Annotated in this window: 11 protein-coding genes; 7 read left to right on the top strand and 4 right to left on the bottom strand. The window is 67.1% G+C overall.

The features are described 5' to 3' along the window. Window positions 1–6: 6 nt before the first annotated feature. A complete protein-coding gene (gene soxR, locus G4D83_RS33120) occupies window positions 7–492 on the bottom strand; it encodes a redox-sensitive transcriptional activator SoxR (RefSeq protein ID WP_240356857.1) in 486 nt (161 codons plus the stop codon). A 139-nt stretch (window positions 493–631) separates the two neighbouring features. On the opposite strand from soxR, the gene G4D83_RS33115 reads away from it, so the two are divergent. Then, entirely contained in the window at window positions 632–1,603 is a 972-nt protein-coding gene (locus tag G4D83_RS33115) for a zinc-binding dehydrogenase (protein WP_163868868.1), read from the top strand. Between the two features lie 66 nt (window positions 1,604–1,669). On the opposite strand, the gene G4D83_RS33110 is transcribed toward G4D83_RS33115, so the two are convergent. Then, window positions 1,670–3,160 carry a thrombospondin type 3 repeat-containing protein gene (locus G4D83_RS33110; protein ID WP_163868867.1) on the bottom strand — a complete coding sequence of 497 codons (1,491 nt, stop codon included), beginning with the start codon at window positions 3,158–3,160 and terminating at the stop codon, window positions 1,670–1,672. A gap of 426 nt (window positions 3,161–3,586) precedes the next feature. On the opposite strand from G4D83_RS33110, the gene G4D83_RS33105 reads away from it, so the two are divergent. Next, a complete protein-coding gene (locus G4D83_RS33105) occupies window positions 3,587–4,288 on the top strand; it encodes a helix-turn-helix transcriptional regulator (RefSeq protein ID WP_240356855.1) in 702 nt (233 codons plus the stop codon). Between the two features lie 87 nt (window positions 4,289–4,375). Here the strand turns inward: G4D83_RS33105 and G4D83_RS33100 are convergent, their stop codons facing one another. Beyond that, window positions 4,376–5,935: a DOMON domain-containing protein gene (locus tag G4D83_RS33100; protein ID WP_163868865.1), complete on the bottom strand. Its 1,560-nt coding sequence runs from the start codon at window positions 5,933–5,935 to the stop codon at window positions 4,376–4,378. Window positions 5,936–6,309: 374 nt separating this feature from the next. Here G4D83_RS33100 and gad point away from each other — a divergent pair, with 374 nt between their 5' ends. The 3 genes from gad (at window position 6,310) to G4D83_RS33085 (ending at window position 9,831) form a co-directional block, all read left to right on the top strand. Beyond that, entirely contained in the window at window positions 6,310–7,701 is a 1,392-nt protein-coding gene (gene gad / locus G4D83_RS33095; protein WP_163868864.1) for a glutamate decarboxylase, read from the top strand. Between the two features lie 206 nt (window positions 7,702–7,907). Further along, on the top strand, window positions 7,908–8,426 hold the full coding sequence (locus G4D83_RS33090) for a MarR family winged helix-turn-helix transcriptional regulator (RefSeq protein ID WP_205522771.1): 519 nt from the start codon (window positions 7,908–7,910) through the stop codon (window positions 8,424–8,426). Then, window positions 8,413–9,831, top strand: a complete 1,419-nt coding sequence (locus G4D83_RS33085) for a S41 family peptidase (protein WP_163868863.1) — start codon at window positions 8,413–8,415, stop codon at window positions 9,829–9,831. Before G4D83_RS33090 ends, G4D83_RS33085 begins: the two co-directional genes overlap by 14 nt. A 10-nt stretch (window positions 9,832–9,841) precedes the next feature. Here G4D83_RS33085 and G4D83_RS33080 read toward each other — a convergent pair whose 3' ends face one another. Beyond that, a complete protein-coding gene (locus G4D83_RS33080; RefSeq protein ID WP_163868862.1) occupies window positions 9,842–11,314 on the bottom strand; it encodes an MDR family MFS transporter in 1,473 nt (490 codons plus the stop codon). A 219-nt stretch (window positions 11,315–11,533) separates the two neighbouring features. Between G4D83_RS33080 and G4D83_RS33075 the strand changes: the two genes are divergently transcribed. Together G4D83_RS33075 and G4D83_RS33070 are read left to right on the top strand one after the other, a co-directional pair. Then, entirely contained in the window at window positions 11,534–12,172 is a 639-nt protein-coding gene (locus G4D83_RS33075; protein ID WP_163868861.1) for an SRPBCC family protein, read from the top strand. A gap of 186 nt (window positions 12,173–12,358) precedes the next feature. Further along, complete coding sequence (locus tag G4D83_RS33070; RefSeq protein WP_163868860.1) at window positions 12,359–14,401, top strand: alpha-amylase family glycosyl hydrolase; 2,043 nt, start codon at window positions 12,359–12,361, stop codon at window positions 14,399–14,401. The last annotated feature ends 207 nt before the right edge of the window (window positions 14,402–14,608 follow it).

Genomic DNA, 14,608 nt, shown 5'->3' with positions numbered 1-14,608 from the left:
TCCGCTTCATCGCTCCTGGGTCGGTGGCTCGTGTTTGGGAGCCCTGACCCAGAAGCGCGGACCGGGCCCCTGTGCGGCGGCCCGGTCTCCTGGATTCACGTAGCGGCAGCGGTCCAATGAGAGACAGCCGCAACTGATGCACCCCGTCAGCCCCGCCTTGAGCCGCTCGAGCTCGGCGATGCGCTCGTCGATTCGCTGACTCCACGTCCCGGACAGTCGGGCCCAGTCCTGTCGGCTGGGGACGGTGTCGACGGGCAGCCTGGCGAGCTCCCGGCCGACCTCTTCGAGGCTGAGGCCCACGCGCTGGGCGAAGACGATGAACGCCACGCGCCGGATGACGGGCCGGGCGAAGCGTCGGTGGCGCGCGGACGTCCGCTCGGAGCGGATGAGCCCTCGCTCCTCGTAGAACCGCAGCGCGGAGGTCGCGACGCCGGTGCGCCGGGACAGCTCTCCAATGGTGAGCAACGCGTCCATGCCTGGATATGCGTGCACTTCGCCTTGACTTCAAGTGCACTTGAAGTCGCAGATTCAAGGGCGTGCATCGTTCGAGTCACGTGCGGGCAAGCGGGCGGGACATGGGGTCTCGCCGCCGTGCTTCACCGTGTCCGAGCGGCCATGGAGGGTGAAACGCATGCGCGCAATCCAGGTGTCGAGGTTCGGCGGTCCGGAGGTGTTGGAGCCGCGTGAGGTGCCCGAGCCGAAGCCCGGGGCGGACGAGGTCCTCATCGACGTCGCCTTCGCGGACATCATCTTCGTCGAGACGCAGATCCGGAGCGGCTGGGGACGAGAGTTCTTCAAGATGGAGCCGCCCTACGTGCCGGGCTTCGGCGTGGGTGGGACGGTGCGAGTGGTGGGTGCGGGGGTGGACCCTGATTGGGTGGGTCGGAAGGTCATCGCCAACACGGAGCAGCACGGCGGATATGCGGAGCGCGCTGTCGTCTCGGTGCGGAAGATGGTCGCCGTGCCGGATGGACTGGAGTTGCGCGACGCGACGGCGCTCCGGTCCGATGGTCCCACCGCGCTGGGGCTGATGGAGAAGGCGGCGATTCGTCCGGGACAGTGGGTGCTCGTCACCGCGGCGGGGGGAGGGATGGGCGTGTTGCTGGTGCAGCTCGCGCACGCGGCCGGCGCGCGGGTCATTGGCGCGGCCCGGGGCAAGCGGAAGCTGGAGCTCCTCCGTCAGCTCGGCGCCGACGTCGTGGTGGACTACTCCCAGCCCGGCTGGGCCCAGCGGGTGCTGGAGGCCACGGACGGGCGGGGCGCTGACGTGGTCTTCGATGGCGCCGGAGGTGAGCTGGGGCAGGCGGCCTTTGGTGTGACGGCGCAAGGCGGGCAGTTCTCCGCGCACGGAGCGCCCGCGGGTGGGTTCACGCAAATCGACACGGCCGAGGCGGAGCGGCGACACATCGCGGTGCGCGGCATCCAGCAGGTCCAGTTCCCCCTTCCGGAGCGCCAGCGACTGACGGAGCAGACGCTGGCGTTGGCCGCGGCGGGGAAGCTGCGGCCCGTCATCGGGCAGACCTTCCCATTGGAGAAGGCGGGAGATGCCCATGCGGCGCTCACCTCCCGGGGCGTCACTGGCAGGACGCTGCTGCTGATTTGAGCCTTGGGCCCCGCGTGGGGAAGATGGCCCAGGCGTGGAGGGCAGGTGCCAGGAATTGGCCACGCTTCAGTCGTGGACCGACCAATTCCAAAGGATGCCGATGTAGCCGTATGGATTGGAGTCGGTGAGACACAGCGTCCATGTTCCTGACGCTGCCCCCGGAGGCATGGCCATCTGACGATTGAAGAACTGGAAGCGGCCAGGCCCCCCGGTGGGGTTGGGGGAGAATGTGCCGGCCGGGAATGCCATGACAGTGGTTCCATTGTGCATCAGCGTGCCGCGCAGCCAGAAACCGTTTTGGTGGTCGCCCGAAATGTCCAGCTTCGCCAGTGACGCCGCTCCGGTCCGCGAGTTCACATTGAGGTGAGTGCAGACCGTGGCATTGTTGATCGTCTGAAGACCCAGCGTACTCGTTGCGGACCAGCGTTCCGCCGGGCAATTGTCGTTGGGGAACGGCTCCAACGAGTCCTCGAGTGCATTCGGACAGAGGTCGACTCCATTGTGGGCGCCATCGGAGTCGCTGTCTGGGCATCCGTCCGCGCTATTCGGGATGCGACCATCCTCGGCAAGCGACGGGCAGAGGTCGTTGGCATCGGGAATGCCGTCACGATCCGCATCGGAAGCGCACGTACCAACGCACTGGTCACGGAAGTCTGGAATCCCATCGGAATCGCTGTCAATCAGCGTGACGACAGGGGAGAGGGCCGTCGCTTCATCGACGAAGTTGAAGAGCCCACCCGTCGATAGTGCCATGGACCAGAAGAAGAGATAGTCCGGCGACTCGTCAAGGCTCCCGAATCTCTCCGTGTATCCATGAGCCTCGGCGTCGGGCTCTCGCGCAGCGATTGATGGCTCTTGAAGAGAGGTCGACCCGCCGACCCCCCAAAGGACAGCGTCGGCGGCAATGTCACGTGTCGTGTACTCGTTCATGACCCGTTGACGCCATTCAAGCTCGGGCTCTCCATTGATGCGGCATCGCGTTTCGCCATTGGCGACTGGCACGTAGGTCGATGAGTTCTCTTGCCCATCAGTGGTCGTCTTGACGATTCTGAACTCGTCGGGAGGAGGAGGTGTCGGCGGGAATATGCGGGCTGCGCGGCACATCGCCTGCGCCAGCGGCGTCGAGGGTCCGGGGCAGTTGTTTCGACTGCGCCCGGTGGTGCTGTCATACCAATTCAATTTGACGACCTGGGTGATGACGTAACTCACCGGGAGAAAGCCCGCCGAAACGACCGGAGACATGACGTCTCCATGAAACTCCCGCACCTGTACCAGTCTGGTACCCGCCGTGGCCATGTAGTCGGGCCCCGCAGGACAATTGGCGGTGTACTCCGCACGTGGGATTGCCCCACGCTCTGGATGCGTGATGTCGAAGTCGAGTCCCTTGAGGTAAGCGTCGAGAATTGCCAGAACCTGTTCTTGAGAGGTCTCGCACCGTGTCTTGCCGTTGTCGCGCACCGCCATCATTGACGCGGTTCGATCAACGTTGATGACCAGTTTGCAGACCGCGTCCGCCGGGCGTGCCATCAACAAGGCCAGAAGCCCTACCAGGATCATGCCGACTCGTCTCATTGTGTCCCTCCGTTTGGGTCACGGACAATGCGCCGTGAGCGCGACCTGCCCGCAGGAGTGGCCGCCACCGTGAGCGCCGCCAGCTTGAGATGGCTCTTCATGGAGTGCCCCCCTGCCTTTGGATTCCAGGATTGGATATCGTCTAAAATGGCAAAGCTGGAAATTCGCTAGAATTAGGGATGGCCTCATGGATGCGGATTCGGGGGTTCGATGGCTGATGGCAACCTGCGCAGTTCGCAAGTTCGTGCACTGCTTCGTCTGGTCAACACGGCGCATGCTCTGCGGGAGAGGCCGCAGGAGCGCCTCCGGCAACTGCTCACGGGCGTGTGTCGTATCCTGGGCGCGGAGGAAGGGGCATGCGTCCTGGAGCGGGACTTCGGCCCGGCAGGGCGAGGAGACTGCACGGTCATCATGCTGAATGGGAGGAGTGGCAGTGCGTTGCGCGCGCTCGAGGCGCTCCGGAGGATGGGCAACTCCCGCAATCCCGCCATCCGCTCGTTGATGGATCGCCCCCTGGTGCCAGGGGCCATCGTGACGGCGATGCGGCGGGATCTCGTCGAGGACCGGTGTTGGTATGGCTCCCCTTATGTCGACCACTACTTGCGGGCAGCGGGGCTCGACGACTCGGTGTATTCGATCCGATGGTCCGGGTTGCCTCGCGAGGTCCAGGGGCTCGGTATCTACCGTGGGTGGAGCGGGCGCGCGTTCGACGCGGCGGACCGGGAGCTGCTGCACCTGTTCCATGCCGAGTGCAGCCCCCTGCTCGACTCACCTGGTGCCGCGGTGGAGGTGCCCCAGGGTGTCCAGCTCTCCCGGCGCGAACGCCAGACACTGGAACTGGTCTTGGACGGGCTCGGTGACAAGCAGATCGCTGAGCGGCTCGGCATCAGCCGCTTCACCGTGAATCACTACACGAAGTCCATCTACCGGGGCTTCGAAGTGAACTCGCGCTCGGAGCTCATCGTGAGGATTCTGGGATCCGAGGCGCGGGGCGCGACTCCAGGGCTGGAGCATTCCCTGTCGAACCGGATGCCGCCCACGAGCGAAGCGCCGGGCAAGAGCCGCGTGGCGGAGCCGGTGGGGGACGGCCAGCGACGTCGTGGATGTGATTGACGGTGCTCCGCTCGTGGTCGCCTGGGCGACGGTCGCCGAGTCCTGCTGCCGCGCTGAGCACCTGACCCCGCGACCCCTGTCCTCGCGTCAGTTCCAGGGCCAGGGGGAGCTGCCGCGGTACTCGGCGATGCTCGGCGGGTACTCGGTCCAGAAGCGCAGCTCCCCGTCGTGCCCCATCAACGTCTCCTGCTTGCCTCGTGCATCCGCGTCCGAGACCGCGAGCGAGAAGTAGGAGGCCCTGGCTGACTTCTCCACGCCGAGGGCCGCCAATGGAAGCGTGAGCGACACCTCGTAGCCATGCGGACGCTTGCGCCAGGTGCCTTGGATGGAAGGAAGCACCGGGTTCGCCTCTCCCGTCCAGTCACGCGCCTCGACCTTTCCTCCCGCCGTGAGCAGGACGCCCACTTTGATGGTGTGAGAGGGCGAGACGGAAGGCCGCGGAAAGGTGAGCTCCAGGTGGTCCGAATGCAGGCCCGTGCCCTTCCCGAGAGGAACCACCTTGTCATCGTGCACCTCGGCGATGAGGGCGAGCGCCTCTCCCACGCGGGCCAGTCGCCACGCGAACGCCAGGTCGGTCGGGCCCTTCCAGTCGGCAAGTCCCCAGGTGACGTGAGCGAGCGTGAACGCCTGGACCGTGGGAGCCAGGGCGAGCGCGGCCTTGGCGGACTCCGCGAACCTCACGGGATAGGGATTGCTCCCATTGACGACCACGCCCTCGGTGTCGCTGAAGGACATGTATCCGGGCCGAGCCCGGGAGACCCATTCCATGACCTCCGTCGAGCCGCGCATTCCCACGGGCCCGGAGAACGCATAGCCCGTCGGCGTCACCCTGACCGAGGTCGCATCACCGCCCAGAGAGGCCAACTCGACGTCCTCTCCCTTCACCATGACGCTACAGAACGGCCCCTCCACTTCGAACGTCGGCTTCGCGGTGGCCTCCTCGCGCCCGGCGTCGGGCCCAGACTTGGGCTCGGACTCCGTGAGCAGGAGAAGGCACGTCCCGTCCCCGCAGGCGTAGTCCACCGGATTGAAGGTCACGTCGGTGGGGCACAGGGCGCGGGCCCGAGCGAGGAGCTCGGCACTCACGACCCGCGGCTCGGGAGGCTTCGGGGCGACTGACGAGCCCATTCGCCGAGAGCCAGGCTTCGTCCATGTCGGAGTCAGGCTGGGCGCCTGGGTGAAACGCGTGCCATCCCGGGACACCTTCAGGACCGTCCGAGACACCTGGGTCGGGTCCAGTCCATCGTCGACGGCGGTGAAGGGATAATTGGTGTTTCGGGAGACGACCTCGACATGCTCCGCGTCGATGAATCGCGGGGTGCTCTCTGTCCAGGAGTCGAGCGAACGCGACGCCCCCATGAACTTCCCCTCGAGGTCCGACAGCACCATGAACTTGTTCGTGCAGAGCCCGTAGAAGCACGGTCCCAACTCCTCGACCACGAGCCACAGGCAGAAGGGGCCTTCGCAGGAGATTCGCTTCGCCGTGCCCGGTATATTCAGGGTGTCGATGGGGCCCTCGACCAGGACCGTGCCCTTCGCGACGGGGGGCTCGTCAGCGGCCGCCAGGGCCGTCGTGCTCCCGAGCCCGAGACAGAGCGCCAGGGCGAGGGCACCCGGCGAGAGGGGCGCGCCGCGTGGGGCATTCATTCGGTTCAGCTTCATGCCCCGTGAGATTGCAGACGGCATGCCGTGGCCGTCCCCCATGAGGGGGCCCTTCTCACGGCTCCAGGGCCGTATGAACGCGGCTCATGGGCCGCGAGGCGAGGGCCTCCAGACACGCCCAGGCTGAAAGCCATCGCCTCGCGGCGCTCCTGGAGTCAGGGCGGCAGGGAGGGGAGGGCGATCTCTCCCGTCGCTTCGAACCCGAAGCCGGCGCACCTGACAACCCGCATCCTCCAGGCGGAGCGGACGGCTGCCCGGCGGCTCGCCCCTCTCCTGGAGACGACGCCCCTCCGGGCGGGTGACGCCATCTCACGTCCCAGTGATGCCTTCACCGTGCACCGCCGCGAGGAGAGAGACACATGCCCCTGCATGGCAAAGATGAAGTCCGGGACCGACTGAACGATGACGTCTACGCCTCGCCGGACCTGTCCGTCCCGATGCCGAAGTATCGCATCCCGGACGAGGAGCACAGCGCCGAGCACGCCTACGCCGTCGTGCACGACGAGCTGCTGCTGGATGGCAACTCCCGGCAGAACCTGGCCACCTTCTGCCAGACCTGGTCCGAGCCCCAGGTGCACAAGCTGATGGATGAGTGCCTCGACAAGAACATGATTGATAAGGACGAGTACCCGCAGACCGCCGAAATCGAGACGCGCTGCGTGAACATGCTCGCTGACCTGTGGCACGCGCCGTCCGCGTCCACCGCCATGGGCTGCTCCACCACCGGCTCCAGCGAGGCGGCGATGCTGGGCGGACTCGCGCTGAAGTGGCGCTGGCGCAAGCGGCGCGAGGCGGAAGGCAAGCCCACCGACAAGCCCAACCTCATCTGCGGGCCGGTGCAGATCTGCTGGCACAAGTTCGCGCGCTACTTCGACGTGGAGCTGCGCCAGGTGCCGCTGGCCAAGGGCCGCATGGTGATGACGCCCGCGGAGGTGCTCAAGCTGTGCGACGAGAACACCATCGGCGTCGTGCCCACGCTGGGCGTCACCTTCAACCTGCTCTACGAGCCGGTGCAGGAGATCGCCGCCGCGCTGGATGACCTCCAGAAGCGCACCGGAATGGACATCCCCATCCACGTGGACGCGGCCAGTGGCGGCTTCCTCGCGCCCTTCATCCACCAGGACGTCGTCTGGGACTTCAAGCTGCCGCGCGTGAAGTCCATCAACGCCTCCGGCCACAAGTTCGGCCTCACGCCGCTGGGCTGCGGCTGGGTGGTGTGGCGCGACAAGGAGGACCTGCCCGAGGAGCTCATCTTCCGCGTGGACTACCTGGGCGGCGACATGCCGACGTTCGCGCTGAACTTCTCGCGGCCGGGCGGGCAGATTGTCATCCAGTACTACAACTTCCTCCGGCTGGGGCGGGAGGGCTACCGGCGATTGCAGCAGTCGTGCTCGGACACGGCGAATGTCATCGCGAAGGCCATTGAACAGATTGGCCTGTTCGACATCGTCTACGACGGTCGGGGCGGCGTGCCCGGCGTGTGCTGGAAGCTGAAGGACGGAACGAATCCAGGCTTCACCCTCTACGACCTGGCGGACCGGCTGCGTGAGCGCGGCTGGCTGGTGCCCGCGTACCCCATGCCCGCCAACATCGAGGATCTGGTGGTGCAGCGCGTGCTGGTGCGCCACGGCGTCAGCAGGGACTTGGCCACGCTGCTGGTGACGGACCTCATCGCCTGCATCGAGCACTTCAAGCGCCACCCGGTGAGCGCGCCGATGACGCGGGAAGAAGCGTCCGGCTACCACCACTGAGCGACTGTCGCAGGGAAGGACGGGAGCGTGTCCGTGGGGGCACGCTCCCGTCGTGCGTGAGCGAGCGCGTCGCTCCGACGGAGGAAGTCCTTCAGGGCGTCCATGGAGCGTGGGTCGATGGTGCTCGGGTCGGCGGGGGCCGGGTTCAGGGCCTGCCATTCGCGACGTCCTTGCGCCGCGAAACTCCGTAAGCAATAACGGAGTTCGTGGACTCCCTCAAGAAGCAGGGCACCCTGGCTTTCGGGACGCGCTTGCGGCGGCTCGTGGAGCGGATGGACCGGGACGTGCTCGCCCTCTACCGCGCGGCGGGCGAGCGGTTCGAGCCTCGCTGGTACGCGGTCTTCACGACCTTGCGTGACTCCGGCCCGCTGACGGTGGGCGAGCTGGCTGTGCGGCTGGGCATCACCCATGCGGCGGTCAGTCAGGTGCGCACCGCGCTGGAGCGCGAGGGCCTCATTCTCAGCAAGGCGGACCCGGAGGACGGCCGTCGCCAGCGTCTGCTGCTCAGCGCGAAGGGACAGCGGACGGCCACGCGCCTCGCGCCGCTGTGGACCGCCATCGCCCAGGCGGCGGACGAACTGTTGCGCGAGGGCGCTCCCACGCTGATGGCGCAGCTGGATGGATTGGACCAGGCCCTGGACCGGAGAGGACTGCGCGCCCGGGCCGGGGAGCGGCTGGGACTCGACACCTCGAATGACACCGGAGACTCCGATGAAGATGCCTAGGCCGTGGCTCGCCGTCCTTGCCTCGCTGCTTCTCCTGGGTGGAGGCGCCTCTGCCCAGTCGAAGGCCGCCCCTCGCATGGCGCCCACGCAGGGGCGGCTCACTCCGGCGGAGTCGGGCGGAGGTGCTCATCCCCATCCGGCGATGGCTCCACCCCAGCCGCCCTCGCGCGGGCCTCTCACTCCAGCGGAGCTGGCCACCGCCCTGGACTCCATCGAGTCGGCCATCCAGCGCTCATATGTCTTCCCTGAGAAGCGGGCGGTCATCCTCGAGCGACTCGCTCGAGGCCGGAAGTCCGGGCGGTACGCGGGCAACACGCCGGGCCAGCTCGCGGAGCACATCACCGAAGACTTGAAGTCGGCCAGCGGAGACGGGCACCTGTACCTGATTCACGACCCCGCCTGGTTCGCCGCGCAGCAGGCCGGCCCGAAGTCTTCCGCGGGCGACAGCGCCGAGGCGTTCCACCGGAAGCAGGCCCAGCGTCAGCACCACGGCCTGACGGAGCTGAAGGTCCATCCAGGCAACGTGCGCTCGATGAAAGTCACCGGCTTCATGTGGGTTCGCGACGAGACCGGCGGAGCCTATGACGACGCGATGCGGTTCCTGCGCGACGGTGACGCCCTCATCATCGACCTGCGCGGCAACGGCGGTGGCTCGCACGCGGCGGTGCAGTACCTGGTCAGCCACTTCCTGGCGCCTGACACGTTGTTGATGACGTTCCAGAGTGGCACCCAGCCGCCGGCGCAGTCGCGCACGCTGGAGCACGTGCCCGCGGGGCGCCTGACGGGCAAGCCGCTGTATGTCCTGATTGATGGCCGCGTGGGCTCCGCGGGTGAGGACTTCGCGTACGACGTGCAGCAGTTCAAGCTGGGCACGCTGGTGGGCACCCGGACGGCGGGCGCGGCGAACAACAACGCATTGCTCCCGGTGGCCCCGTGCTTCCAGTTGAGCGTGTCGGAAGGTCGCCCCGTCCATGCCGTCAGCCAGTCCAACTGGGAGGGCACGGGCGTGGCGCCGGACCGGGAGGTGCCCTCCGCCGAGGCCCTGGACGTCGCCCTGTCCATGGCACTGGAGGGCCTGTCCCAGCGCTCCGGAGCCACGGCCCCGGAGCGGGCCGAGTACGCGTGGGCGCGCGTCGGCCTGGAAGCGAAGCTCCTGCCCGTGTCGCTCTCCCCGGCGCGACTCAAATCGTTGGCGGGGCGCTATGGCGATATCGAGGTGAGCTTGCGTGACGGGAGCTTGTGGCTCGTGCGTCCAGGCCGTCCGCCCAGCCGGCTGGTGCCCATGACGGAAGACGGCCTCTTCGCCGTCGAGAGCTCGGACAGCTTGCGCGTGAGGTTGCCGGGCAAGGCGCTGGAGCTGTTCTGGGTGACGGAGCCCGCCCCTCGTGTCTTCGCGCGGGGGTAGGGCGCGCGCTTCAGTGCTGCGCGGCGGTGGCCTCGGCGGGGACGGGCGTGCCCGCGTTGCGCTGGACGCGCGGGAAGAACAGGCCCGCGATGAAGGCGCCCACCGCGAAGAGGCAGATGAGCCAGAAGTTGACGGTCAGCCCCGACGTCAGCGCGCCGCTCAATGACCTCAGCATCGCCTCCGGAATGGCGGAGTGGCTGCGCTCGGGGCCGAGCAGCGCGTTGGCGGCCTCGATGGGAATCGTCGGGTCCGCCAGCAGGCGCGACACCATCACCCCGCCCATCAACCCCACGCCCAGCACGCCACCAATGGTGCGGAAGAACATGTTGCTCGCGGTGGCCACGCCGCGCAGCTCCCAGCCCACGCTCGTCTGCACCGCGATGAGCAGCGCCGTGGACGCGAAGCCCAGGCCGACGCCGAACAGCGCCATCGCCACCTGGAGCGCGAGCAGGGGCGCGTCCTGCTTGAGCAGCAGCGCCATCAACGTCGTGCCCACCACCGTCAGCGCCAGCCCTCCGACGATGAGCGGCCGGAAGCCCACGCGCAAGAGCAGCTTCCCCGCGAACACCGCCGCCAGCGGCCAGCCGACAATCATCGGCGTAATCATGCCGCCCGCCACCGTGGGCGAGCTGCCCAGCACCGCCTGCACGTACAGCGGCACGTACGTCGTCGCTCCGAACATCGCCGCGGAGAAGAGCGCTCCTGCAATGGAGGAGATGGCGATGGCGGGGTACTTGAAAAGCGTCATCGGGATGACAGGCGCGGAGGCTCGGCGCTCCACCTGGACGAAGGCCACCAGCAGTCCCAGCGCGACCGGCAGGGCCCACAGGTTCATGCCCACGCCCTGCACTCCGAAGAGCAGCGCCACCACACCGGCGCACAGGAGCGCCGCGCCCGCATAGTCCAGCTGCTGCGGTTTGCGCTGCACCCGCTCGTGGAAGAACGTGACGATGAGCGCGAAGGTCAGCATCCCCACCGGCACGTTGATGAAGAAAATCCAGTGCCAGCTCAGGTACTTCACGATGAGTCCGCCGGTGACGGGGCCCACCAGTCCCGCCACGCCCCACACCGCGCTGAAGGCCCCCTGCACCCGGGCCCGCTCCTCCATCGTGTACAGGTCCCCAATCATGGTGAGCGCCACCGGCTGGATGGCCCCCGCACCCAGGCCCTGAAGCGTCCGGAAGGCGATGAGCATCCCCATGGACGACGCCAGCCCGCTGGCGATGGAGCCCACCAGGAACAGCCCGATGCCGAACAGGATGATGGGCTTGCGACCGTACAGGTCCGCCAGCTTCCCGTAGATGGGCACCGTGATTGTGGAGGACAGCATGTACGCGGTGAAGACCCACGCGTAGCTCTGGATGCCACCCAGCTCCCCCACCACGGTGGGCATGGCGGTGGACACGACTGTCACCTCCAACGCCGCCATGAAGAGACTCAGGGCCAGGGCCACGGTGGTGAGGGGACGGTGGGTATTTCTCATGGTGTCCGGCGTCGAAGAGGCCGCCCACTTCTAATGGGAGCCCTCCGGGGGTGCCAGCATCAATCATTCCGCGTACTTGGAAAGACCAGGAAAATCGCAAACCCCGTGTCGATCTGAGGGGTCCTCGTTCGTCGCCGCTGCAGAGCGGCGATTGAGCGCTCGGTGCATGGCCCGGGGGGGCCCGACGTATCCATTCCTTTTGAACGTCCGGGAGTTTTCATGAAGAGGACATCAGGCATCGTCTCGATGGTCGCCGTCGTCGGGTTGCTCATCGCCATCGGCCAGCGACCCGGCACGTTCCGCGTCGAACGCAGCGCGAACATCCAGGCACCCGCCGAGGTCGTCTTCGCGTTGGTGAACGACTTCCAACACTGGGAGCAGTGGTCGCCCTGGTGGAAGCTGGAGCCCACCCAGCACGTCTCCTTCGAGGGCGCGCCCTCGGGTGTGGGCGCCATCTACGCGTGGCGGGGGGAGCGGACGGGCTCGGGGCGGATGGAAATCGTGGAGAGCCGTCCGAACACCTACGTGCGAATCCGGCTCGACTTCACCGTGCCCATGCGGGCCACCAACACCAGCGAGTACCTGCTCACCCCCACCGCGGACGGCGTGACGCTGACGTGGGTGATGTCCGGGGAGAACACCTTCGCCGGCAAGGCCCTCCAGCTCTTCGCCAGCATGGACGAGGTGATGGGCCGGGACTTCGAGCAGGGCCTGGCCGACCTCAAGAGCGTGGCCGAGGCCCGACGCGGAGGCTCCGCTCCTTCCATGGGGGAGGCCGGCTTTCACGGAGACGCCCTGAACCGCGATGCGGCCCCGGACGTCGTCGTCGCCCGGGACGCGCATTACCCGCACGAGTAGGGCCCGGTCGGGTGGGACTCAGTCCCACGGTGTGGGGCGCGCGGGTATCAGCCGTGAATAACGTGTTTTTGTTTTCAGGTTGATGCTGTTTCAGCGGGCTCCAGCAGCTGCTGTCACATGCCTCAAGCAACCTTGAGGGCGTGTGCTCGATACTGATTCTGGACTTCTCCAGACAACGGCCGAGCCATGCCCACCCGGATTCCCCCACCGAGCCGTCCCGCGACTTCCTCCACGTCCCGTTCCACCGAGTCCGAGTCGCAGCGCCCCGCGTCCAGCGGGAAGGCGGCTGGCGCGCGCGGGCCGGCGGTGAAGGACTTCTTCGACGACGTCCGGCAGACGCGCAACGCGGAGGCGCGGCGTGCACCGGCGGACCATGGGCCCGTGGGGCGCGACATCGTCCGCAAGGATGGGAGCCTCGTCGCCGAGCTGCCCCGGGCCACCGCCGTCCCCATGCCCTCCCAGCCCTCCAGTCGTCCGGGCATGGGCGCCATCCCCTACGACGGAGGGACGACGTTCCGCGTCTGGGCACCCAACGCCCAGCGGGTGCAGGTGGCCGGTGACTTCAGCAACTGGGAGTCGGTGGAGCTCAAGCGCGAGCCGAGCGGCAACTTCTCCCTGGACGTCCCCGGCGCGAAGGCCGGCGAGCAGTACCAGTACGTCATCCAGGGCAAGCACGGCGACTGGCGCTGGAAGGGAGACCCGCGCGCCAACGACGTGACGAACTCCACGGGCAACTCCGTCATCGTCGACCACAAGTCCTACGAGTGGAAGCACGACTGGGAGTTCAAGATGCCGGCCTGGAACGAGGCGGTCATCTACGAGATGCACGTGGGCACGTTCAACGACTCACCCGGCTGGGGCCCCGGCAACTGGCAGAGCGCCATCGACAAGCTGGACCACCTGAAGGACCTGGGCATCAACGTCGTCGAGGTGATGCCCTCGGCCGAGTTCGCCGCTGACTTCAGCTGGGGCTACAACCCCGCCTTCCCCAACGCGCCGGAGAGCGCCTACGGCAGCCCCGAGGACCTCAAGCGCTTCGTCGACGAGGCGCACAAGCGCGGCATCGGCGTGGTGATGGACGTCGTCTACAACCACCTGGGGCCCAGTGACCTGCCCCACTGGGACTTCGACGGCGAGACGTACGGCAAGGGCGGCAGCTACTTCTACACGGACTGGCGCGCGAAGACGCCGTGGGGCGACACGCGCCCGGACTACGGCCGCCCCGAGGTGCGCGACTACCTGCGCGACAACGCGATGATGTGGCTGCGCGACTACCACATGGACGGCCTGCGGCTGGATGCCACCAAGGAGATCCGCCAGGCCAGCGGCGCGGACAACCCGCAGGGCTGGCAGTTGCTCCGGGACATCAACGACGCCGTCAACCGCGAGTTCCCGCAGAAAATCATCATCGCGGAGGACCTGGGCAACGAGGGCGGCCTCACGCACCCGGATGGCGCCAACTTCGACAGCCAGTGGGACGCAAACTTCGTGCACCCCGTGCGCACGGCGCTGACGGCCTTCTCCGACGCGGACCGCGACATGAACGCCGTCGCCCAAGCGATTGGCTTCAAATACAACGGCAATGCCACCCAGCGTGTCATCTACACGGAGAGCCACGATGAAGTGGCCAATGGCAAGCAGCGGCTGCCCAGTGAAGTGGGGGGCTGGGATTCCGGTGGCTACCACGCCAAGAAGCGCTCGCTCATCGGCGCGGCGCTGACGATGACAAGCCCTGGCATTCCGATGATCTTCCAGGGTCAGGAGTTCCTCGAGGACGGCCACTTCCAGGACGGCGACCCGCTCGACTGGCAGAAGAAGGAGTCCTTCGCCGGCATCAACCAGGCGTACACGGACCTCATCAAGCTGCGGCGCAACTGGAACGACAACACCGCGGGCCTGCGTGGGGAGAACGTCAACGTCCACCACGTGAACAACAACGACAAGGTCATCGCCTTCCACCGCTGGGACAAGGGCGGGCCGGGCGACGACACCATCGTCGTCGTCAACTTCGGCGGCAAGCAGCTCTCCAACTACGAGCTGGGCCTGCCCTCCGACGGCACGTGGAAGGTGCGCTACAACAGCGACTGGCAGGGCTACTCCGGCGACTTCGGCAACGCCCAGAGCTTCGACGTGGGCGGCAAGTGGAACGGCAAGGATGGCCTGCCCGCCAGCGGCTCCCTCAACAACCTGGGCCCCTACAGCGTCGTCATCCTGTCGCGGGACAAGTAGGCCTCCACCCGGCCCGGGTTCTCACGTTTCAATACGGTGGCATATGTAGCGGTGTCGCATGAGTCCATATAGCTGTAATTCTGTATATCATCGATAAAGCAGGATTTCATGATGGTTCCCCCAGGAGGGTTCCATCATGATTTTCTCCCGCCGGGCCGTGCCCGGACTTCGTGCTGTCGCGGTCGGTCTCACGCTGTTTCAGGTGTT

The sequence above is a fragment of the Myxococcus eversor genome (assembly GCF_010894455.1).
GTDB lineage: Bacteria > Myxococcota > Myxococcia > Myxococcales > Myxococcaceae > Myxococcus > Myxococcus eversor.
This window is presented reverse-complemented; position numbering and strand designations above follow the sequence as displayed.

Coding starts and splice junctions, on each gene's coding strand:
- G4D83_RS33080 (WP_163868862.1), bottom strand. CDS start 11,314: ATGAGAAATACCCACCGTCCCCTCACCACCGTGGCCCTGGCCCTGAGT.
- gad (WP_163868864.1), top strand. CDS start 6,310: ATGCCCCTGCATGGCAAAGATGAAGTCCGGGACCGACTGAACGATGAC.
- G4D83_RS33070 (WP_163868860.1), top strand. CDS start 12,359: ATGCCCACCCGGATTCCCCCACCGAGCCGTCCCGCGACTTCCTCCACG.
- G4D83_RS33075 (WP_163868861.1), top strand. CDS start 11,534: ATGAAGAGGACATCAGGCATCGTCTCGATGGTCGCCGTCGTCGGGTTG.
- G4D83_RS33115 (WP_163868868.1), top strand. CDS start 632: ATGCGCGCAATCCAGGTGTCGAGGTTCGGCGGTCCGGAGGTGTTGGAG.
- G4D83_RS33110 (WP_163868867.1), bottom strand. CDS start 3,160: ATGATCCTGGTAGGGCTTCTGGCCTTGTTGATGGCACGCCCGGCGGAC.
- G4D83_RS33100 (WP_163868865.1), bottom strand. CDS start 5,935: ATGAATGCCCCACGCGGCGCGCCCCTCTCGCCGGGTGCCCTCGCCCTG.
- G4D83_RS33085 (WP_163868863.1), top strand. CDS start 8,413: ATGAAGATGCCTAGGCCGTGGCTCGCCGTCCTTGCCTCGCTGCTTCTC.
- G4D83_RS33105 (WP_240356855.1), top strand. CDS start 3,587: ATGCTGAATGGGAGGAGTGGCAGTGCGTTGCGCGCGCTCGAGGCGCTC.